At 41.9% G+C, this 19,832-nt stretch carries 17 protein-coding genes, 2 tRNA genes and 1 other RNA gene; 7 read left to right on the forward strand and 13 right to left on the reverse strand.

The features are described 5' to 3' along the window. Positions 1–52 precede the first annotated feature (52 nt). From BJN41_RS05550 to sdhC, 4 genes are read right to left on the reverse strand one after another with little or no spacing between them, the layout of a single operon-like run. Positions 53–763, reverse strand: a complete 711-nt coding sequence (locus tag BJN41_RS05550) for a succinate dehydrogenase iron-sulfur subunit (protein ID WP_026438061.1) — start codon at positions 761–763, stop codon at positions 53–55. A 14-nt stretch (positions 764–777) separates the two neighbouring features. Next, positions 778–2,676, reverse strand: a complete 1,899-nt coding sequence (locus BJN41_RS05555; RefSeq protein ID WP_004972199.1) for an FAD-binding protein — start codon at positions 2,674–2,676, stop codon at positions 778–780. 12 nt (positions 2,677–2,688) lie between these two features. Further along, the gene (sdhD, locus tag BJN41_RS05560) at positions 2,689–3,054 is read right to left on the reverse strand and encodes a succinate dehydrogenase, hydrophobic membrane anchor protein (protein ID WP_004972200.1); all 366 of its coding nucleotides are present in this window, start codon (positions 3,052–3,054) and stop codon (positions 2,689–2,691) included. Continuing rightward, the gene (gene sdhC, locus BJN41_RS05565) at positions 3,054–3,452 is read right to left on the reverse strand and encodes a succinate dehydrogenase, cytochrome b556 subunit (RefSeq protein WP_026438062.1); all 399 of its coding nucleotides are present in this window, start codon (positions 3,450–3,452) and stop codon (positions 3,054–3,056) included. Before sdhC ends, sdhD begins: the two co-directional genes overlap by 1 nt. 1,097 nt (positions 3,453–4,549) lie before the next feature. Here sdhC and gltA point away from each other — a divergent pair. From gltA to BJN41_RS05580, 3 genes are all read left to right on the forward strand, one after another. Beyond that, positions 4,550–5,824, forward strand: a complete 1,275-nt coding sequence (gene gltA / locus BJN41_RS05570) for a citrate synthase (RefSeq protein WP_019836788.1) — start codon at positions 4,550–4,552, stop codon at positions 5,822–5,824. A gap of 194 nt (positions 5,825–6,018) precedes the next feature. Beyond that, positions 6,019–6,534 (forward strand): hypothetical protein, encoded by a 516-nt coding sequence (locus BJN41_RS05575; protein ID WP_070153941.1) that lies wholly within the window; start codon positions 6,019–6,021, stop codon positions 6,532–6,534. A 355-nt stretch (positions 6,535–6,889) separates the two neighbouring features. After that, positions 6,890–8,515 carry an NAD+ synthase gene (locus BJN41_RS05580; RefSeq protein ID WP_070153942.1) on the forward strand — a complete coding sequence of 542 codons (1,626 nt, stop codon included), beginning with the start codon at positions 6,890–6,892 and terminating at the stop codon, positions 8,513–8,515. Between the two features lie 144 nt (positions 8,516–8,659). On the opposite strand, the gene BJN41_RS05585 is transcribed toward BJN41_RS05580, so the two are convergent. The 5 genes from BJN41_RS05585 to coaD all read right to left on the reverse strand — a co-directional run bounded on the left by BJN41_RS05585 (position 8,660) and on the right by coaD (position 10,252). After that, a tRNA-Met gene (locus tag BJN41_RS05585) sits at positions 8,660–8,736 on the reverse strand. 204 nt (positions 8,737–8,940) lie between these two features. After that, positions 8,941–9,017 (reverse strand) — tRNA-Met (locus tag BJN41_RS05590). 73 nt (positions 9,018–9,090) lie between these two features. After that, positions 9,091–9,468: RNase P RNA component class A (rnpB, locus tag BJN41_RS05595), an RNA gene on the reverse strand. A 27-nt stretch (positions 9,469–9,495) separates the two neighbouring features. Further along, entirely contained in the window at positions 9,496–9,759 is a 264-nt protein-coding gene (locus BJN41_RS05600; protein ID WP_026438063.1) for a YfhL family 4Fe-4S dicluster ferredoxin, read from the reverse strand. 1 nt (position 9,760) lies between these two features. Then, entirely contained in the window at positions 9,761–10,252 is a 492-nt protein-coding gene (gene coaD / locus BJN41_RS05605; RefSeq protein WP_019836792.1) for a pantetheine-phosphate adenylyltransferase, read from the reverse strand. Between the two features lie 178 nt (positions 10,253–10,430). Here coaD and smpB point away from each other — a divergent pair, with 178 nt between their 5' ends. Continuing rightward, positions 10,431–10,907: an SsrA-binding protein SmpB gene (gene smpB, locus BJN41_RS05610; protein WP_004972209.1), complete on the forward strand. Its 477-nt coding sequence runs from the start codon at positions 10,431–10,433 to the stop codon at positions 10,905–10,907. An 85-nt stretch (positions 10,908–10,992) separates the two neighbouring features. Here the strand turns inward: smpB and BJN41_RS05615 are convergent, their stop codons facing one another. The 3 genes from BJN41_RS05615 to rluD form a co-directional block, all read right to left on the reverse strand. After that, positions 10,993–11,562 carry a flavodoxin family protein gene (locus BJN41_RS05615; RefSeq protein WP_070153943.1) on the reverse strand — a complete coding sequence of 190 codons (570 nt, stop codon included), beginning with the start codon at positions 11,560–11,562 and terminating at the stop codon, positions 10,993–10,995. A gap of 39 nt (positions 11,563–11,601) precedes the next feature. Continuing rightward, the gene (gene pgeF, locus BJN41_RS05620; RefSeq protein ID WP_070153944.1) at positions 11,602–12,345 is read right to left on the reverse strand and encodes a peptidoglycan editing factor PgeF; all 744 of its coding nucleotides are present in this window, start codon (positions 12,343–12,345) and stop codon (positions 11,602–11,604) included. 71 nt (positions 12,346–12,416) lie between these two features. Then, a complete protein-coding gene (gene rluD / locus BJN41_RS05625; RefSeq protein WP_070153945.1) occupies positions 12,417–13,469 on the reverse strand; it encodes a 23S rRNA pseudouridine(1911/1915/1917) synthase RluD in 1,053 nt (350 codons plus the stop codon). A gap of 71 nt (positions 13,470–13,540) precedes the next feature. Between rluD and BJN41_RS05630 the strand changes: the two genes are divergently transcribed. Beyond that, positions 13,541–14,521 carry an outer membrane protein assembly factor BamD gene (locus BJN41_RS05630; RefSeq protein WP_019836796.1) on the forward strand — a complete coding sequence of 327 codons (981 nt, stop codon included), beginning with the start codon at positions 13,541–13,543 and terminating at the stop codon, positions 14,519–14,521. 196 nt (positions 14,522–14,717) lie between these two features. Continuing rightward, a complete protein-coding gene (locus BJN41_RS05635) occupies positions 14,718–16,688 on the forward strand; it encodes a DNA primase (protein ID WP_070153946.1) in 1,971 nt (656 codons plus the stop codon). 73 nt (positions 16,689–16,761) lie between these two features. On the opposite strand, the gene hemA is transcribed toward BJN41_RS05635, so the two are convergent. Next, positions 16,762–18,036, reverse strand: a complete 1,275-nt coding sequence (gene hemA, locus BJN41_RS05640) for a glutamyl-tRNA reductase (RefSeq protein ID WP_019836799.1) — start codon at positions 18,034–18,036, stop codon at positions 16,762–16,764. Positions 18,037–18,115: 79 nt separating this feature from the next. Here hemA and BJN41_RS05645 point away from each other — a divergent pair, with 79 nt between their 5' ends. Further along, positions 18,116–19,828, forward strand: a complete 1,713-nt coding sequence (locus BJN41_RS05645) for a tetratricopeptide repeat protein (RefSeq protein ID WP_201787567.1) — start codon at positions 18,116–18,118, stop codon at positions 19,826–19,828. Positions 19,829–19,832: the final 4 nt, after the last annotated feature.

The following is a 19,832-nucleotide window of genomic DNA, read 5'->3' on the forward strand; positions in this document are numbered from 1 at the left end:
CAAAAAAAAGCACACCCTTAGGTGTGCTTTTCTCAACTGATCACGCAGTCTATTATCCAGCCATATCTAGAAGCATGTTACGGATGTGACCGATTGCTTTAGTTGGATTCAAGCCTTTAGGACATACAGATACACAGTTCATGATGCCTTTACAACGGAACAAAGAGAATGGGTCGTCAAGACGAGCCAAACGCTCTTGAGTTGCGGTATCACGCGAATCGATAATAAAACGATATGCATTTAACAAAGCTGAAGGACCCAAGAACTTGTCAGGATTCCACCAGAATGATGGGCATGAAGTTGAACAACATGCACAAAGAATACATTCATACAAACCATCAAGATGTTCACGATCTTCTTGAGATTGTAAACGCTCTTTTGGAGGCGCAGGTTGGTTGTTGATCAAGAACGGATGAATCTTGTTGTACTGATCGTAGAACTGATTCATGTCTACAACCAAGTCTTTAATTACAGGAAGACCTGGAAGCGGACGAATTGTGATCACTTCTGGTAAATCGTTTAGGTTCCAAAGACATGCTAAACCGTTTTTACCATTGATGTTTACACCATCAGAACCACAAATACCTTCACGACATGAACGACGGAATGTCAAAGATTCGTCTTGTACTTTCAATTCAAGAAGTGCATCAAGCAACATACGGTGCTTATCAGTCAATTCAAGCTTAAAAGTTTGCATGTACGGTGCTTTATCCTTATCAGGATCGTAGCGGTAGATATTAAATGTACGAGTACCTCTACTCATCTTACTTCTCCCAATTAGAATGTACGCGGTTTAGGTGGAATAGCAGCTACAGTAAGCGGCTTGTAACGTACTGGTTTGTACTCAAGACGGTTATCTGTAGAGAACCATAAAGTATGCTTCATCCACTCATCATCACGACGACCATAAGAATAAGTTGGGTGATCTGGTGGTAACTCAAAGTCTACAACCGTATGCGCACCACGACATTCTTTACGTGCAGCAGCTGAGATCAGTGTCGCTTTAGCAACTTCATACAAGTTTTCAACTTCTAATGCTTCTACACGTGCAGTGTTGAATACTTTAGATTTGTCTTTCAAATGAATGTTGCGAACACGTGGCTCAAGCGCAAGAATTTGTTTCACACCTTCATCAAGCAATGCTGAAGTACGGAATACACCTGCGTGGTCTTGAACGATGTTACGAATTGCATCAGCAACTTCTTGAGCGTTTTCACCTGAAGTCGATTCGTCAAGTTTACGAATACGGTTCACAGTATTTTCAAGTACAGTTGTTGGAAGTGGTTCGTACTCACCATCATGTTGCTTAGTCACATACTCAATGATGTGTTGACCAGCAGCCTTACCAAATACAACCAAGTCAAGCAATGAGTTTGTACCTAAACGGTTTGCACCGTGTACAGATACACATGAACACTCACCAATTGCATAGAAACCTTTTACTGGTTTAGCAAAGTCACGGTCACCCGCGTTGGTTGTATATGTATCAGTTTCTGCATTGTAGTTCGCAACCAGCTCTTGAGTTTCACGGCTTTCTGGAACAACCACTTGACCATGAATATTGGTTGGAATACCACCCATTTGGTAATGGATTGTAGGCACAACAGGAATTGGCTCTTTAGTACAGTCAACGTTCGCGAATTTCTTACCTATCTCAAATACAGATGGAAGACGCTTCATGATTGTGTCTGCACCTAAGTGCGTCATATCAAGCAAGATGTAGTCTTTGTTTGGACCACAACCACGACCTTCTTTAATTTCTTGGTCCATAGAACGTGATACGAAGTCACGTGGCGCCAAGTCTTTCAAAGTTGGTGCATAACGCTCCATGAACGGCTCGCCAGAATCGTTACGAAGGATACCACCCTCACCACGACAGCCTTCCGTTAACAATACGCCCGCGCCCGCAACACCTGTTGGGTGGAACTGCCAGAATTCCATATCTTGTAATGGAATACCTGCACGCGCAGCCATACCAAGACCGTCACCAGTGTTGATATATGCGTTTGTAGATGCACGGTACACACGACCTGCACCACCTGTAGCAAACAATGTCGCTTTCGCTTGGAATACTGCGATTTTACCTGTTTCTTGGTCAATTGCAGTCACACCTAGTACATCGCCAGCTTCGTTACGGATCAAATCAAGAGCGATCCATTCTACGAAGAATTGAGTGCCCATTTTCACGTTGCTTTGATAAAGCGTGTGAAGAAGTGCGTGACCTGTACGGTCAGCTGCAGCACATGCACGTGGAACTGCTTTTTCACCGTAGTTTGCAGAGTGACCACCGAATGGACGTTGGTAAATTGTACCGTCTGCGTTACGGTCAAATGGCATACCCAAGTGTTCTAATTCATAAACCACTTGCGGCGCTTCACGCGTCATGAATTCAATCGCGTCTTGGTCGCCCAACCAGTCAGAACCTTTTACCGTGTCGTAAAAGTGGTAGTGCCAGTTATCTTCTTGCATGTTACCAAGAGATGCACCAATACCACCCTGCGCTGCAACAGTGTGTGAACGTGTAGGGAATACTTTGGTCAATACCGCAACTTTCAAACCTGCTTGAGCAAGTTGGTAAGATGCACGCATACCTGAACCACCACCACCAACGATGACTGCGTCAAAGAATTGGTGTGGAATATTTGTATAATCTTCTTTAGGGTTAATCGCGCCCATGATATTTTCCTATCAATTCGCCCAGAAAATCTGGATTGCCCAGATTGCGTATGCAAAAACAGCAATAATCACTGCTGAAGTCAGCACTAGGCGTAAACCTGAAGCTGAAGGACCCATTTGGCGAGTAGTCACATAGTCAGTGAATACTTGCCACATACCGATCCAAGCATGTGCAACAAGAGATAAGACTGCCAATAAAGACATAATCTTCATTGGTAATGTCATCATAAAGCCGTACCACTGTTCAAAGTTGAATCCACCGTTAAGAAGAATCCAACCAAATACCACAACGGTATAAACAGCAAGAACAACAGCACTAATACGTTGGATAAACCAATCGCGAGAACCTGACCCCGTTAAACCTGTAGCACTTTTCATTAGATTACAATCCATACAAATGCTGCAACGATACCGATAGCAGACAAGATCAATGAAATAGTAGCTGCAATGCGACCACTTTGCAGTTCTTCTGCAAAACCAAGGTCAGCAAGTAAATGCTTAACACCAGCAATGAAGTGATAGATTAAGCCGGCTACAAATACCCATACGATAAAGCGCACAAAGAAACCGTTAAAAATTTCTTGAACTTGAGCAAAACCTTCAGGTGAAGACAAAGACTTGTCTAACAACCATAAAAGTACCGGTACGAGTAAAAATACGATGACACCAGAAAGACGGTGTAGAATTGATGCAATAGCCACGGGTGATTTTAAGTTTACTTCTAAAACTTGACCCATGGACAAATTGACAGGTCTGTTGCTTTTCACAGCGGGCATCCTGTAAGTAAAAACTCCATCCGGAGTTTGTTGGAATAAATTCGAAGGAAAGCTGGCATAGTCAGGCAAATACATGCCCAACCTTAAAACGACACTGAATTATAAAACGTCAACTGTCAAAATACAAACAACTCAACTCGGCTTTTTGGCTAAAAAAATCTTTAAATAAGAATCATTAACAATTATATAGGAGAGCTACCTGCAACTTATAACAATATAAAAACATAAACCCATGTTTTTTAAGTCAATTATTAAAGTACAAATTATATGTAGAGCATTAAGCACTTTTAAAATATTTAGACTAAAGTTAAATTTACTCTTTGTTTTTATAATATGCTTTGAGGTTTTACTATCCTATAAATACTTAGATAATATTAAGTAGCAGTATATATGTATACAGTCCTATTCTTGCTGCCATTTACAACGACAACAAATACGTTCATCTAGCCCCAGACATCCATCTATTATTCATTTTATCTTTACTCAAAACACCTTAGCTAAATAAATTTTTAAATAATAATCACCATGTGAATGAATAACTTATCCAGTATTTTTTATATCTTTTTAGACAAAAAACGCGCTTTACTCACAAAGATTTCATCATTTCCTACTCAAAATATAATGTGTTATGACTATTTTATGGAGTTCAATCAGTCATTTTTTGATCAATCAATATCGAATTTAAATACCAGACTCACTGCCTATTCCAACCAATCTGACAATCCTACCGTGTATATAACAACATGTAAGTTATGAGAATTAGATAATTTTAAGTAATGAACTGAATCCTGCCAAAGAAATAGCATATCAAAACCCGCATTTAAAATTGCTTACAATAAATCCTTATTGTTGATTTTTTTATGCACATCTGACAAATTTTGACTTATGATACGGCGGCTGTGCTGTGATTTTATTGATTTTTTACTGGAATTTTTTCGACTGTCTCTAAAACAGTCGTCTGCTTAATCCATAAGTATAATTGACAAAATTTCAGTACTCTCTAATCTTAGAGCTAATTTTTAATCCGTCTGACTTGCGCATTAAAAGATTGATACTTCGAGTCAGATCAACATTCACCAGGACAGGAGATCTATTGAATGTCTGAAGCAACTGGCAAAAAAGCCGTATTACAGCTTGATGGAAAAGAAATTGAATTACCAATTTACAGCGGCACATTAGGCCCAGATGTAATTGACGTTAAGGATGTGTTGGCGGCAGGTCACTTTACTTTTGATCCTGGTTTTATGGCAACAGCGTCTTGCGAGTCTAAAATTACGTTCATTGATGGTAACAAAGGTATTCTTTTACACCGTGGTTACCCAATTGACCAATTAGCGACTAAAGCTGACTACTTAGAAACTTGCTACTTATTATTAAATGGCGAGCTTCCAACCGCAGAACAAAAAGCTGATTTTGACGCTAAAGTTCGCAACCACACTATGGTTCATGACCAAGTAAAACGTTTCTATAACGGTTTCCGTCGTGATGCTCACCCTATGGCAATCATGGTAGGTGTCGTTGGTGCGTTATCTGCGTTCTATCACAACAACTTAGATATCGAAGATGTTAACCATCGTGAAATCACAGCGATTCGTTTAATCGCGAAGATTCCTACTTTAGCGGCTTGGAGCTACAAATACACTGTTGGTCAACCTTTCGTTTACCCACGTAACGATTTGACTTACGCTGAAAACTTCCTGTACATGATGTTTGCAACTCCAGCAGACCGTGACTACAAAGTAGATCCAATCCTTGCGAAAGCAATGGACCGTATCTTTACACTTCACGCTGACCACGAACAAAATGCTTCTACGTCTACAGTACGTTTAGCTGGCTCTACTGGCGCTAACCCATATGCATGTATCGCTGCTGGTATCTCTGCACTTTGGGGTCCTGCTCACGGCGGTGCGAACGAAGCTGTTCTTAAGATGCTGGATGAAATCGGCACTGTAGAAAACGTTGCTGGCTTCATGGAAAAAGTGAAAACTAAAGAAGTTAAACTCATGGGCTTCGGTCACCGTGTATATAAAAACTTCGATCCACGTGCGAAAGTAATGAAAGAAACTTGCGACGAAGTTCTTGGTGCKCTTGGCATCAACGATCCACAGCTTGCTCTTGCTATGGAACTTGAACGTATCGCGCTTTCTGATGAATACTTCATCAAACGTAACCTTTACCCTAACGTAGACTTCTACTCAGGTATCATCCTTAAAGCGATTGGTATCCCAACAGAAATGTTTACTGTGATCTTCGCGCTTGCACGTACAGTTGGTTGGATCAGCCACTGGTTAGAAATGCACAGCGGTCCTTACAAGATCGGTCGTCCTCGTCAGCTTTACACTGGCGAAGTTCAACGCGACATCAACCGTTAATTCGGTCTGCGTTGTAGCGTGTAAAACGACACGACAAAAAACCACCTTCGGGTGGTTTTTTATTACTTTTGTTTAGCTGATAAACTCGTTACTGCTTAACTTATTCCAAACAACCAGCAAGCCACAAAATAAAATTTAGATCATTGCAAAATTACGCTATATTTTATGATGTCAGCCACTTACAACTCATTTCTATGCTACAACTTCATTTATTCATTCTCAGCTTATTTATGCGACTGCTGAAACTCGATCAGTTTAGATGTCGTAGCTTAACTGCAATGGAAAGACAGTTGTGCCAATCTGTATTTGGCAATCTGATTGACTACAGCCAAGTCAAAGTCATGAACCATCCTTATTTGCCTTGGCAGCCACAGCATATTTTTATGGCGCCATGTGGCTACATTCATGTGCGGAATCGGCATTATCTAGCCGACTACAGCCAAGCACAGCGTGGCTATCAGGCGATCTTTATTCATGAGATGACGCATATTTTACAGCATCAACAAAATATTAACGTCTTACTGCGTGGCGCAGTATTACAAACGGCGTATTTTTTGAGTTTTAAGCGCTACAATCCCTATCAATATCGTTTAATTGCAGCAAAACCCTTTTCTGCGTACAACATTGAGCAACAAGGTGAAATTGCCAAAGATATTTTTCTTAAAAAAATAGACAATATCATTTTAAACAGCCCGCACCACTTAATTTAGCCTGCTCATCTTGATACACACTTTTTTCACGACAAATACCAGCAACAAGCAGCATAAAAATATAATGCTTTTCAAACAAATAGCATAAAAATGCTGACACATTTCCATGATATTCTCATAGACAAGACAATAAAGTGTATTCGATGCTAGCATCTATTCTAAATTAAGATAAAATAGCAAAAGTCTCCATTTTTGCACTGCAAAATAAGATCTTTATCTGTTAGATAATAAATGGTTTTTATTTGTGCCTTTCGGCAGTCGTTTAATCCACAATACACTGCGCTGAAATTTTTATAACAATAATCATCAGCCACTTACGTGTATTTTACACCTATAGGAATAGGACTTAATTTAAATGAAATCTTTTAAAATTGCCCTTGCACAGTTCTCTCCACACATTGGCAATCTCGAAGCAAACGCGCAAAAAATGCTTGAACAAGCAAATGAAGCGAAAAAACAACATGCAGATTTGATTATTTTTCCTGAACTTTCAACTTTGGGCTACCCTGCAGAAGATTTATTACTTCGCCCAAGCTTGAATCAACGCACGCAACAAGCATTTGAACAATTACGCGAAATTAAAGATATTGTTTTAGTTTTCGGCTTTGTTAATGAAACTGAAGATGGTCAGCGCTTTAACTCAGCAGCCGTCATGAAAGATGGCAACATCTTAGGCATTTACAATAAACAAAATTTACCAAATTACGCAGTTTTCGATGAAAAACGCTATTTTGACGAAGGTCATCAACATTTGGTATTTGAATATCTTGGTCATAAGTTTGGCGTTTTGATTTGTGAAGATTTATGGTCTTTGCCAACGGTACAACAATTAGCACAGTTGAATGTTGAAACTGCACTGGTCTTAAACGCTTCGCCGTATGAAGTGGGTAAACCGCAGCATCGTGTACAGACCATGACCGAGTTAGCGAAGCAATTACATCTCAATGTGGTTTATGTCAACCAAGTTGGCGGTCAAGATGATTTAATCTTCGATGGTACGAGCTTTGTGATTAACCAAGCAGGCAATGTTGCGCTACAAGCCCCAACCTACCAAGAAGGTTTGTTCTACGCTGAATATGACGCTGCGCTGAAGCACTTTAGAAGCGCCGAAATTAGCCCCGCTTTAGACACCCTTGCTGAAATCTATCAAGGTTTGGTACTCGCAACCCGAGACTATGTGCAACGCTCTGGCTTTCCAGGTGTGATTCTAGGCTTGTCAGGCGGAATTGATTCAGCGCTCACCCTTGCTATAGCGGTTGATGCAATTGGTGCAGACAAAGTACAAGCAGTGATGATGCCGTACACCTATACCGCGCAAATTAGCGTTGAAGATGCTGCAGAGCAAGCCAAAACCTTAGGCGTGACTTTTGGTATTGCCGAAATTCACCCTATCGTCAATAGCTTTATGCAAACGCTTTATCCTTTCTTTGGCAACAGCCCAAGCGACACTACAGAAGAAAATCTACAAGCCCGTGCCCGTGGTACGATTTTAATGGGACTATCGAATAAGTTTGGCAACCTCGTGCTTTCTACAGGTAACAAATCTGAGCTAGCAGTTGGTTACTGCACGCTTTATGGCGATATGGTCGGTGGTTTTGCTGTATTGAAAGATGTGTACAAAACCATAGTGTTTGAATTGGCAAAATACCGTAACAGCATTGCCGATATCCCTGTAATTCCTGAACGTGTCATTACTCGTCCACCTTCAGCCGAATTGCGTCCTGACCAAAAAGACCAGGATTCTTTACCACCATACGAAGTGCTCGATGCAATTTTGTATGCGTATATTGAAGAAGATCAAAGCCAAGAAGACATCATTAGCAAAGGCTTTGAACGTGAAATGGTTGAGAAAGTCATTCAATTGGTTGATCGGAATGAATACAAACGTCGTCAAGGTGCATTAGGTCCACGTATAAGCTCGCGTGCTTTTGGTCGTGAACGTCGCTATCCGCTAGTCAATGGTTGGAAAGCAGGAATTTAAAGCTTAAAGCATAGCTTAACTAGATTCATAAAAAACCAAGCTGTGGCTTGGTTTTTTATAACTGCTATAAAACCAATGCTGCACCAAAAGCAACTTAAAAATTTGGCAAAAAAAAGACCAAGCTGTGAGCTTGGTCTATTAAAATGGTGGCTATGACGGGACTTGAACCTGTGACCCCCGCATTATGAGTGCGGTGCTCTAACCAACTGAGCTACATAGCCGTAAACTGTGTGCGCATTATCTAAACTTAGCTCTGCATCGTCAAGCATTTTAATTTACAAACGCTCACAGTTTAAGCAAAAACAGGTAGATTTGTTTAATTTTAATCAAATTAGTATTTTCTTACGGAAATCGTTAAATATTTTCAGCAAAATTTATATTAAGTCACCAAAAAAAAGACCACGTTAGTGAACGTGGTCTGAAAATGGTGGCTATGACGGGACTTGAACCTGTGACCCCCGCATTATGAGTGCGGTGCTCTAACCAACTGAGCTACATAGCCAAAAACTGTGCGCGCATTATCTGCTGTAATCTAAGCAACGTCAAGCCTTATCACATTTCAATTGCTTAAAATTTGGCGAAGTGAACCGATAAGCCGGGTTCTGTCGAGAACGATCATTCCTCTAGGCGTACAATCACTTATACGCTCAAGCGACCTACCCGAATCCAGTACGGGCCGTACCTCAGGATTCCTATTTGGTCTTGCTTCTGGTGGGGTTTACCATGCCATGAACTGTTACCAGCCATGCGGTGCGCTCTTACCGCACCCTTTCACCCTTACCTTCAATTTCTTCCGAAAAAGAAACGACACGAAGGCGGTCTACTCTCTGCTGCACTTTCCGTCGGCTCACGCCGCCCAGGCGTTACCTGGCACCCTGCCCTTTGAAGCCCGGACTTTCCTCCCCTGCTTCAGTCACGGAGACATCCACAGCAGCGATCGTCTGGTTCACTTCGAGGGCGCATTTTAACAAATAAATGCACTAATTGCTCGTGCTTTTTTGATCAATCAGTTTTTGATATTTTGCTAGCAATTGCTCCTGTGTTTCGACATGGTTAGGATCATGCGGAATACAGTCCACCGGGCAGAATAACTGGCACTGCGGTTTATCATGATGCCCGACACATTCGGTACACAGCGCCGGATTGATTTCATAAATCAGCTCACCCATGAAAATGGCCTCATTCGGGCACACAGGTTCACAGACATCGCAGTTAATGCATTCATCGGTAATATATAAAGACACGCTACCAACCTTGTTGATGTTTGCGTTCAAAGGCTTCGACGACGATTTGCGGTACAAACTTGGTCACATCTCCTTTTAAACGCGCAATTTCACGCACCAGCGTGGATGAAATAAACGAATATTGCTCTGACGGGGTTAAAAATACAGCTTCAAAATTGCTATCTAGCTGACGGTTCATATTTGCCAACTGAAATTCATACTCAAAATCTGAAACAGCGCGCAAACCACGCAAAACTGCAGTCGCATTTTGCTCACGAAAAAAATTAACCAACAAACCATCAAAGCCGACAAATTCAACATTAGGCAAATGCTTTAAAGATGCCTGTGCCAATTCTACACGCTCTTCCAGAGTAAAAATTGGATTTTTATGATGTCCTATAGCAATTGCGACCACAACCTCTTCAAACATTTTTGCGGCACGTGTCACCAAGTCAATATGACCATTAGTAATTGGGTCAAAGGTGCCCGGATAAATTACGCGAGATTTAGACATCCATTATGCTCTAGTTGGTTTTGTCAAAGTTAGTTTAACAAATTCAAAAAAATTTAGTGAGCAAAGTCTACCAAATTATGAAATATCAGAGCAGTTTCGCCAGCAGTTGTGATGATTTTGATTTGTCAGCAAGCCTTGGTTTGAGGCACAATAGTCATAAGTTTGGAAGTAATTGATTATGGCGAAGCTAACTGTAGTTAAAAAAAATACGGGCGGAACAATTGCACAGAATAAACGTGCACGCCACGATTATTTTATTGAAGAAAAATTTGAAGCAGGACTTTCTTTGCAAGGTTGGGAAGTCAAATCTTTGCGCGCTGGACGTATGACTATTACTGAAAGTTATATCCTGTTTCGTGATAATGAAGCTTTTTTATTTGGCGCACAAATTCAACCTCTTTTGTCGGCTTCAACACATGTAGTGCCTGAAGCAACCCGCACCCGCAAACTATTACTGTCACGACGTGAAATTGAAAAGTTGATGGGTGCAGTCAATCAAAAAGGTTATTCTTGTGTACCTTTAGCTTGTTATTGGAAAGGTCCTTTAGCGAAGCTTGAAATTGCTTTGGTGAAAGGTAAACAATTGCACGATAAACGCGCTTCTGAAAAAGACCGTGATTGGCAGCGTGATAAAGCACGTTTGATGCACAAATAATTCTGCACATTCCGCCCATAAAAAATGCTCGATGTTGATTTCGAGCATTTTTTTATTTTTATGGAAGTTAAAAGTAGAACAATTCTTAGGCTTTAAGTTTTAATTCCACCAAGTATTTACCAAATTTGACTGCAGTTTCCAAATCACCTTCGGGTGGCGTAACTTCAACACTGGCATTGTCAGACTGCGTCATTAAACCTAAAAAGCTCGACATGCGGTTAATATCATGTGGACTACGCCCTGTAGGCATAAACGGTAAACCTGACCACAACATGCCATGCTGCATCGCAAATAAGTTAATTTGTTGCAGCACTGCCAGTTTATCGCCGCTTAAACCACCGCCATTGGTAAAACCTGCCGCCAGTTTGCCCTGCCAAGTTCTAGCCAACCAACGCTTAGACGATTGCTCCATAAACTGTTTTAAAGCCGAAGTAATGCTACCCATATAAGTTGGACAGCCCATAATGATAATATCGGCTTGGTCTAGACTGTCCCATTCAATTTCACCCACATCCATCAAAGTCACCTGAGCATCCATTTGCGCAGCACCTTGTGCAATATGCTGTGCCACCTTTGCAGTATGACCATAAGGACTGTGATAAACCACCGCCACACGAATAGCAGCGCAAGAAGATGTTGAATGAGTCACTGACATGAGAATGTTTAAAACCAAATAATTAAGTCAAGTTTAACACTAAGCCTGCATAAACACGAATGTTGCCATACGTCCTGTACGTGCTTGACGGCGGTAAGAATAGTAATCATCGGCTTGTTGATAGGAGCACTGATCACCACCCAAAACCGTTGTAACGCCATGCTGCTGCAAAATAAAACGCGCAATTGCATACAAGTCGGCAAGATATTTAGCATGCTGCTGCCCAGCAATAAAGGCCGAGTCTAATTCAGGATATTTATCGCAAAACGCCTGTTTCACCTCTACGCCAACTTCAAAGCACGGCTGACTAATCGCTGCACCCAACCACGCCCATGCTGGGACGCTTTGCATTTCGGCAATGGTGTTTTCGATAATACCGTTGGCAAGGCCACGCCAGCCCGCATGCAGATTCGCAACTTCAGTGCCTTCAGCATTACCCAAAACCACTGGTAAACAGTCTGCAGTCATCATCATTAAAGCATGCGCTTTACGCTGAGTGACCAAACCATCACCTTCTAAGGCTTCACAAGTGATTTGCTCATTAATGGTCTGACACAACACACTATGTGTTTGCGTCATCCACGTCATCTTATCGACCCCATATTCCGCAAACTCTGCCAGCAAACTCATACGATGCTGCTGCACACGCCACGCATCGTCCTGCACATGCAGTGCCAGATTAAAACCAGATACATCGGCACAGTCTGTTGCTAAAGCCTGTGCATGTTGTATACGGGTTTGCCCGACATACACACCTTTAGGTAATCCTTGAACGAATTGCATACATCTATCCTTAATCGTTTTCTGGCGTTGCTGTATCTGAGTTAATCTTGTTGATGCTATCCTTACAACAATTAATAGGCAGCATTTTCACTGCGTAACACGTCTACCAATTGTTTAAAGTCTTCCGGCCACGGCGCTTCAAACATCATTTCTTCTTGAGTTCGTGGATGCACCAAACCAAGTTTGACGGCATGTAAGGCCTGACGTTTAAATTTACGCAACGTATCGTTTAATAATGCAGATGCACCTGCGGGCACACGTACACGTGGCGTATAAACAGAATCACCGACCAAACCATAACCAATATAACTTAGATGCACACGAATTTGATGTGTTCGCCCAGTTTCCAAACGCGCCTGAACACGAGTGAAGTGCTGAAAGCGTTCTTTAACATTGTAATGTGTGACGGCATCTTTGCCGCCTGGCAAGACCGCCATTTTCACCCGATCTACAGGATGGCGTTTAATCGGCTCATCAACTGTACCGCCCGCAATCATGTTGCCGTACACCACCAAGTCATATAAACGATAGACTGACTTTTTTGACAGTTGCTTGGTCAAGGCAAACTGTGCTTCCAGATTTTTGGCAACCACCAATAAACCCGACGTATCTTTATCAATACGATGCACCAAACCTGCACGAGTCAACTCAGCCGATTTTGGATAATGATGTAGCAAGGCATTCACTAAAGTCCCTGAGCTATTGCCTGCCCCCGGATGCACCACCATACCCACAGGTTTATTAATCACAATGATGTCATCATCTTCATAAATAATATCCAATGGAATATCTTCAGGCAGGCTACGGGTTTGCGCTTCAAGCTCGACTTCTAGGGTGAGAAGCTCATCACCTTCACACTTATATTTGGGTTTGACCGTGTTACCATTTACCAACAAATGACCGTCTTTGAGCCACTGTTTTAGCTTTTCACGTGAAAATTCACTCCAAATGATGGCTGCAACTTGGTCGATGCGTAGTCCTAAATGGCTGTCATCCAATTGAAATTGCAACGATAAACGTGTTGCAGTTGAGCCTGAAGTATGGTTATCTGCATCCTCAGCATCTTCAAGTAAATTGAACTCAGTTTCAGGTAAATTGGAATGGGTAGATTGTGCTTGACTCATTTGCTCATTCAGACAAAAGTGGTTTAATAGCGCAATTGTAGCTCATTGCCCGTATTAACAGAGGAATTTTTATGTCGCTACCACGTTATAAAATAACAATGCTTGCTTTTTCACTCGGCGTTGCGTCTGCAATTGTGGGCTGTAGCAGCAATCCAAAAAAAGAAGTGGTCGATACTGGTCCGCAATCTAGCGAACAGGTTTATATTGAAAAAGCAGAAAAAGCACTGGATCGTGGTCAATACACCGATGCCGTTAAGCATCTCGAAGCTTTAGAAACCTATTACCCAACGGGTGATTATGCGCAGCAGGCGCAGCTTGAATTGTTGTATGCAAAATTCCAGCAAAAGGATTATGAAGGTGCAATTGCTGTTGCAGATCGTTTTATCCGCATGAACCCGCAGCACCCTAAAGCCGATTATGCCTACTATGTACGTGGCGTGGCGAATATGGAACAAAACTATGATGGCTTGTTGCGTTATACCTCGCTCAAGCAATCGCACCGTGATGTTAGCTATTTAAAATTGGCCTATCAAAACTTTGTCGATTTTATCCGTCGCTATCCATCAAGCACTTATGCGGTAGATGCGGCACAGCGTATGCAGTTTATTGGTCAGGAACTGGCTGAAGCCGAAATGAATGCAGCACGTTATAACATTAAACGTAAAGCATGGGTGGCTGCAGTTGAGCGCTCATTGTGGGTGATTGAACACTATCCGCAAACACCGCAAATTCCTGAAGCATTGGCAACGGTGGCTTACGGTTATGGTAAATTGGGCGATCAAGCCACGGCTCAGCAATATATTGATGTGTTGAAGCTGAATTATCCAAACTTGGTCAAAGCGGATGGTAGCGTGAATTTACGTGCTGCGCGCCATGATGCCAGCTGGCTTAATCGTGCAACTTTGGGTATTTTCGGACGTGAAGCGCAAAGCAGCACCGAAGCACAGCAGTCAGATGCTAAAGCGCAAGCAGAGCCGTCACGCAGCCTCACCAACCGTTTGAGTTTTGGTTTGCTCGATCGTCCAAAATCTGAAAACGACAGTGCTGAATAAAACCTTTACGACTGTTTTTCAGTTTTGAAAAATGCAAAGGGCAAGTTATGATACTTGCCCTTTGGTCTTTTATGGGCTTGTTTCCTGCCCTAGAAAAAGATAAAAAGAGAATACTCAATGAGTCAATCAGCACAGTCTGATGTATTCGACCTGTTCGGCGAACCTTTCACTACCAAGAGATAACAGAAAAAACCGTATGGCCATTCCACAGCACACGATTGATCAAATTTTAGATCGCACCGATATTGTCGATCTGATTGGTCAGCGCGTGAAATTAAAAAAAACTGGTCGTACCTATTCGGGCTGCTGCCCGTTCCATCAGGAAAAAAGCCCGTCTTTTCACGTCTATCGTGACAAGCAGTATTATCATTGCTTTGGTTGTCAAGCAAATGGTAACGCCATCCGTTTTTTAATGGATATTGATAACCGTAATTTTATAGATGTCATGAAAGACTTGGCCAGTCAAACAGGCATCGAACTCCCGAAAGATCAGCACGACAATAAAAAACTTTCTTATAAACGCGAAGCCAAAAAGCCAACACCGATAGCTCAACCCAAGCCAACAGCAAAAGAACAAAACGAAATTTCTGCGACTCAAGCTGCAACAAACGAGCAGGCTTTGGTTGCTACAGGCATCGACTTTGATCCTTTTGCCGAATTTCAAAGTGCTGAATACGCAAATTCGGAATTTCAGAACTCGGAATTTCAAAACAGTGCCGACCCGTTTGCAAGCTTTGAGCAATGGGACAGCACGCAGGAAACTCCTGCACAGGAAGGCAACTTATACGACTTGCTAGAAAATGTAGCGCAATATTATGAGCAGCAATTGCCGCACAGCCCTGCCGCGCAGCAGTATTTTCAAAAACGTGGTTTAACCGCACAAACCTTGCAGTTTTGGCGTTTGGGTTATGCACCTGAAGATTGGCAGCATTTAGAAAAAGCCTTTCCGCAAGATATTGCAGGTTTAAAACTTCTAGGCTTGATTCGTACCAGTGACAAAGGACGTGACTTCGATTTACTGCGTGATCGGGTGATTTTCCCAATCCGTGACAGCAAAGGTCGTGTGGTCGGCTTTGGTGGCCGTGCACTGAATGATGAAATCAAACCCAAATACATCAACTCGCCCGACTCGGAAGTGTTTCATAAAAACCAATTGCTCTATGGTTTATATGAAGGACGCAAACTGAAAGCCCAAGACTATTTAATGGTTGAAGGCTATATGGATGTGATTGCCTTACAGCAATACGGCGTTTATGGTGCTGTAGCAACACTTGGTACAGCAAGCAATACCGATCATTTAAATATTCTGTTMCGTCAAAATAACCGCATTACCATCGCTTTTGATGGAGATGCCGCAGGTCAAAAAGCCGCACGTCGCACATTGGAAATTGCGCTGCCTTTGTTAAATGATGGGCGTGAACTGAAATTCTTTGTTTTACCGAATGAGCACGACCCAGACTCACTTATTCGTCGTGAGGGCATCGAAAATTTCCGACGTTTATTAGATCAGGCGCCTTTACTGTCAGATTTTGTTTTTGCACATCTCACCCAAGGCCATAATATCAGTACCCCTGAAGGCAAAAGTCAGGTCATGGGCGAACTCCGGCAATTGACCGAACTTTTGCCCAAAACGGGTTCTTATCGTTATTTGCTGCAACAGTTTTTTCGTGAAAAGTTAGGCTTTAACCGTAAATGGCAGGCACAGACCAATAACGATGCATCTTTGAGTTTTAGCACCAAAGTTGATGCTGAAGAATATGTGATTGCGATTCTAATCAATCATCCGTATTTGTATATTCACTTTGAACCGTTACGTGCACTGATTCCAAGTGATCACCTGCTGCATCAAATCTTAAATATTTTAAATACTATTTTTGATGATCTACCCGATGATCCTGAACAAGCCAAATATTATATTTTGGGTGCATGTTCGGCGTATCACTATGAATTACAGCGTATTTTACAACAAGCCAATGTCAGTGATTACACAACCTCTCCCGAGCATGTTGATAAATTGGCTCAAGATTTTTCAACTAAATTGCAATACGACTGTTTACAGCAAAAAATTCGCTCTAAAAAATTCAGCAGCATTGAAGAAATGAAGCGTTTGAAACATCAAATTTATGAAATTGATAAAAAAAGATCGCTAACTTTGCTAGAGGAATAAACAATCTGGTCTTATAGAGTGAGTTTTATATCGACCAAACTCAATCATTTTTTGTGAATCACGATGATCCAGCTTATTTACGACGACTTTTGATTGTCGCTGCCAAATTTTCCTGCATAAACTCAAAACATTCAGGCTCATCGCCTTTGGCTGCTTCACGTAATAAAATAGAAGTTGGATGGAGTAATTTTTGAGTTAAACGATAAGAAAATTCTTGCATAACCCGTGCAGCATCTTCACCTTTGGCAATACGCGCCATCGCCAAGTTTAATTCTTCCTGACGTAAGCTTTCGCCATGTTCACGGTAAGCATGAATGGTTGCACCCGCTTGCTGAACTTTTTGATGGGTTACCAACTCAGTCACAAGCTGATTAACCATGACTTCTGCTTCCACAGCAGCTTGACGACGCTGTGCCAAGTTTTCATCGATCACGCTTTGCAAGTCATCGACCCCGTACAAATACACGCCATCCAAGTTTTCTATTTTAGGATCTATATCACGTGGTACGGCCAAATCGACTAACAACATTTGCTGATATCGGCGCTTTTTTAAAGCTGCTTTCACCTCATGATAAGCAATCACCTGATGCAAGCTTCCCGAACAGCTTGAAATCACATCGGCACGATGTAAATTAGCCGCAAGCTGATCAAACTCAATAATTTCAACTTCTACCTGATGCGCAATTTCCTGCGCCAATGTTTCGGCACGGGCACGGGTACGGTTACAAATTAATATTTTAGCGACGCCCATTTCTGCTAAATGCTTTGCCACAAGGCTATTCATTTCGCCTGCAGCCACCACCATCACCGTCAGTTTTGCAGGGTGACTAAAAACTTGTAACGCCAGTTGCGCAACCGCATAACCCATCGACACAGCATGGCTACCTACGGCAGTTTCTGAACGTACCCGTTTGGCAGCATAAAAAGCATATTCAAAAATTCGGTTGAGTTGTTGCGAAACCGTATGCGCGTCTTTAGCTAAAGACAGGGCAGTTTTGACCTGACCTAAAATTTGCGGCTCACCCAACATGAGAGAATCTAGCCCACTGGCTACACGCATTAAATGCGACACCGCCTGTGCATTCTCATAACGATAAACATGACGACTCAATTGCTGTGCATCGATACCATTCACTTGTGCAAGCCAATCCAACACCTGTTCTGGATGTTCAGACATGGCGTAGACTTCGGTACGGTTGCAGGTAGACACCACCACCAAATCATTCAGTTCGGGATGTTGGCTTTGCTCAGCAAGTAAGGCACTTAATTTTTCTGGGTTAAATGCAATTTGCTCACGCAACTCTACAGAGGCGGTTTGATGGTTGACACCCAATGCAAAGAAAGACATATCAGATCATCATTTCGCTAAATTTATGCTATTGTGCAATAACGGTGTCATAAAAAGCATTACTTGGATAAAGAAAAAATTGCGTCAAACAAATAGCCGACCATACGGCGCTACAATTAAGCAATATTCTACCACATTCTTACTGGTCGGTAGCATGGCTTCAGTTGCTCATCTTAGAGCATCTGAAGAAATTTATCATGCAAATTCAAATTATAATGCGGTAAAACAAACCATGGTCGCAGAGTTTGCCTTGGCTTATGGTGATATTCCAACGGCATTACACAACTATACTGTCTTGGCAATTAAGAATAACTCGACCTCTATTAAGCAACGCGCCCTAAATGTTGCGATTGAACAAAACGACCTAAGCGCCGCACTAGACATTGCAACACATTGGGTAGTACAAGAACCATCCGATGTGCCTGCGCTGTTTTATTTGGCGCACATTGCGCTAAAAGCACATGAGTACGACTTAGCCGCAGAAACCTTAGACAAAATTCTAAATATTGATGCAACGGCTGACTTAGAACAAATTTTGGCAGGCATTTCTCCTGAATCTGTGGAAGACCGTGAGTTTTTGATTCAAGCTCTGCGCACCAGCAAAGCCAAATTCAATCCATCGATTTTGGTATTAATTGCAGGTTTAAAAGCGCAAAATGGACAATATCAAGCTGCCCTCGATACCATTAACCAAGCGTTGCGTAAACGCCCGAAAGTCACTGGCTATATTTTAATGAAAGCCAATTTATTGAGCGCGCTCGGCAATGAAGAAGAAACAGCAGCTTGGTATGCCAAATCTAGCCGTAAACACAAAAATAATTTTGAAGTCCGTTTAGCCGAAGCCAAATATCTGGTCAAAAAAAATGAAGCAACTTTGGCGCTAACAAAGCTGGAAGCCATTTTAAAAAAATGGCCTACGGAAGATGAAGCCTTATTTATTGCAGGTTTGACCAGTATTGACTTACAACAATACGAAAAAGCTGAAAAGTATTTGGTAGAGCTGCGCTATTCGGCACAATATCAAAACGAAGCCTATTTCTATTTGGCGGTCAATGCCGAACGTAAACAGCATTTTGAAACAGCCAAAGCCTATTATCGTTTGGTCGATGGTAGCCTCTATACCGTTTCACGTCGCAACATGATCAGTATTTTTGCCCAGCAAGATAAACTAAACGATGCACTGCGCTTTTTAACGCAGGAACGGGTCAATTATCCACAGCATGCCAGTTTTTTATATCAGGCACAGGCCGATATTTTAAAACGTATGGACAATAAAAAAGCGGCTCTGCGTTTGCTGGATGAAGCCATCAAAAACCTACCCGATGATCCTGATCTGATCTATTCAGAAGTCTTACTACTCGATGCACATCAGGAAAAAGACAAACTGGATCAACTGCTCACCAAGTTACTGGAAATTGAGCCGAACAGCCCAACCTATTTAAATGCGTACGCCTATACCCTTGCGCTTCAAAATCGCCGTTTAGACGAAGCGCGTCGCTATGTTGAGCAAGCACTTGAGTTTGCTCCTGAACAGGCCTCTATTTTAGATACCTTAGGTTATGTCAGCTATTTACAAAATGACTATACCGCTTCGGCTCAAGCGTTGGAAAAAGCCTACGCACTGAGTCATAGTGCCGCGATTGGCTCACGTTATGCAAAATCGTTGTATATGCAAGGTAATATTCAAAAATTCAGCCAAGTGTTACAACAATTACAACAAAATCATCCGAATGATCCGCAATTGCAACAATTAAATTCGCTATTGTTACCGCAGCCAGTTAAAAAGAGTTAAATGA

Source organism: Acinetobacter towneri (assembly GCF_001758345.1).
Taxonomy (GTDB): Bacteria; Pseudomonadota; Gammaproteobacteria; order Pseudomonadales; family Moraxellaceae; genus Acinetobacter; species Acinetobacter towneri_A.

Coding starts and splice junctions, on each gene's coding strand:
- BJN41_RS05550 (WP_026438061.1), bottom strand. CDS start 763: ATGAGTAGAGGTACTCGTACATTTAATATCTACCGCTACGATCCTGAT.
- BJN41_RS05555 (WP_004972199.1), bottom strand. CDS start 2,676: ATGGGCGCGATTAACCCTAAAGAAGATTATACAAATATTCCACACCAA.
- sdhD (WP_004972200.1), bottom strand. CDS start 3,054: ATGAAAAGTGCTACAGGTTTAACGGGGTCAGGTTCTCGCGATTGGTTT.
- sdhC (WP_026438062.1), bottom strand. CDS start 3,452: ATGCCCGCTGTGAAAAGCAACAGACCTGTCAATTTGTCCATGGGTCAA.
- BJN41_RS05575 (WP_070153941.1), top strand. CDS start 6,019: ATGCTACAACTTCATTTATTCATTCTCAGCTTATTTATGCGACTGCTG.
- BJN41_RS05580 (WP_070153942.1), top strand. CDS start 6,890: ATGAAATCTTTTAAAATTGCCCTTGCACAGTTCTCTCCACACATTGGC.
- coaD (WP_019836792.1), bottom strand. CDS start 10,252: ATGTCTAAATCTCGCGTAATTTATCCGGGCACCTTTGACCCAATTACT.
- smpB (WP_004972209.1), top strand. CDS start 10,431: ATGGCGAAGCTAACTGTAGTTAAAAAAAATACGGGCGGAACAATTGCA.
- BJN41_RS05615 (WP_070153943.1), bottom strand. CDS start 11,562: ATGTCAGTGACTCATTCAACATCTTCTTGCGCTGCTATTCGTGTGGCG.
- pgeF (WP_070153944.1), bottom strand. CDS start 12,345: ATGCAATTCGTTCAAGGATTACCTAAAGGTGTGTATGTCGGGCAAACC.
- rluD (WP_070153945.1), bottom strand. CDS start 13,469: ATGAGTCAAGCACAATCTACCCATTCCAATTTACCTGAAACTGAGTTC.
- BJN41_RS05630 (WP_019836796.1), top strand. CDS start 13,541: ATGTCGCTACCACGTTATAAAATAACAATGCTTGCTTTTTCACTCGGC.
- hemA (WP_019836799.1), bottom strand. CDS start 18,036: ATGTCTTTCTTTGCATTGGGTGTCAACCATCAAACCGCCTCTGTAGAG.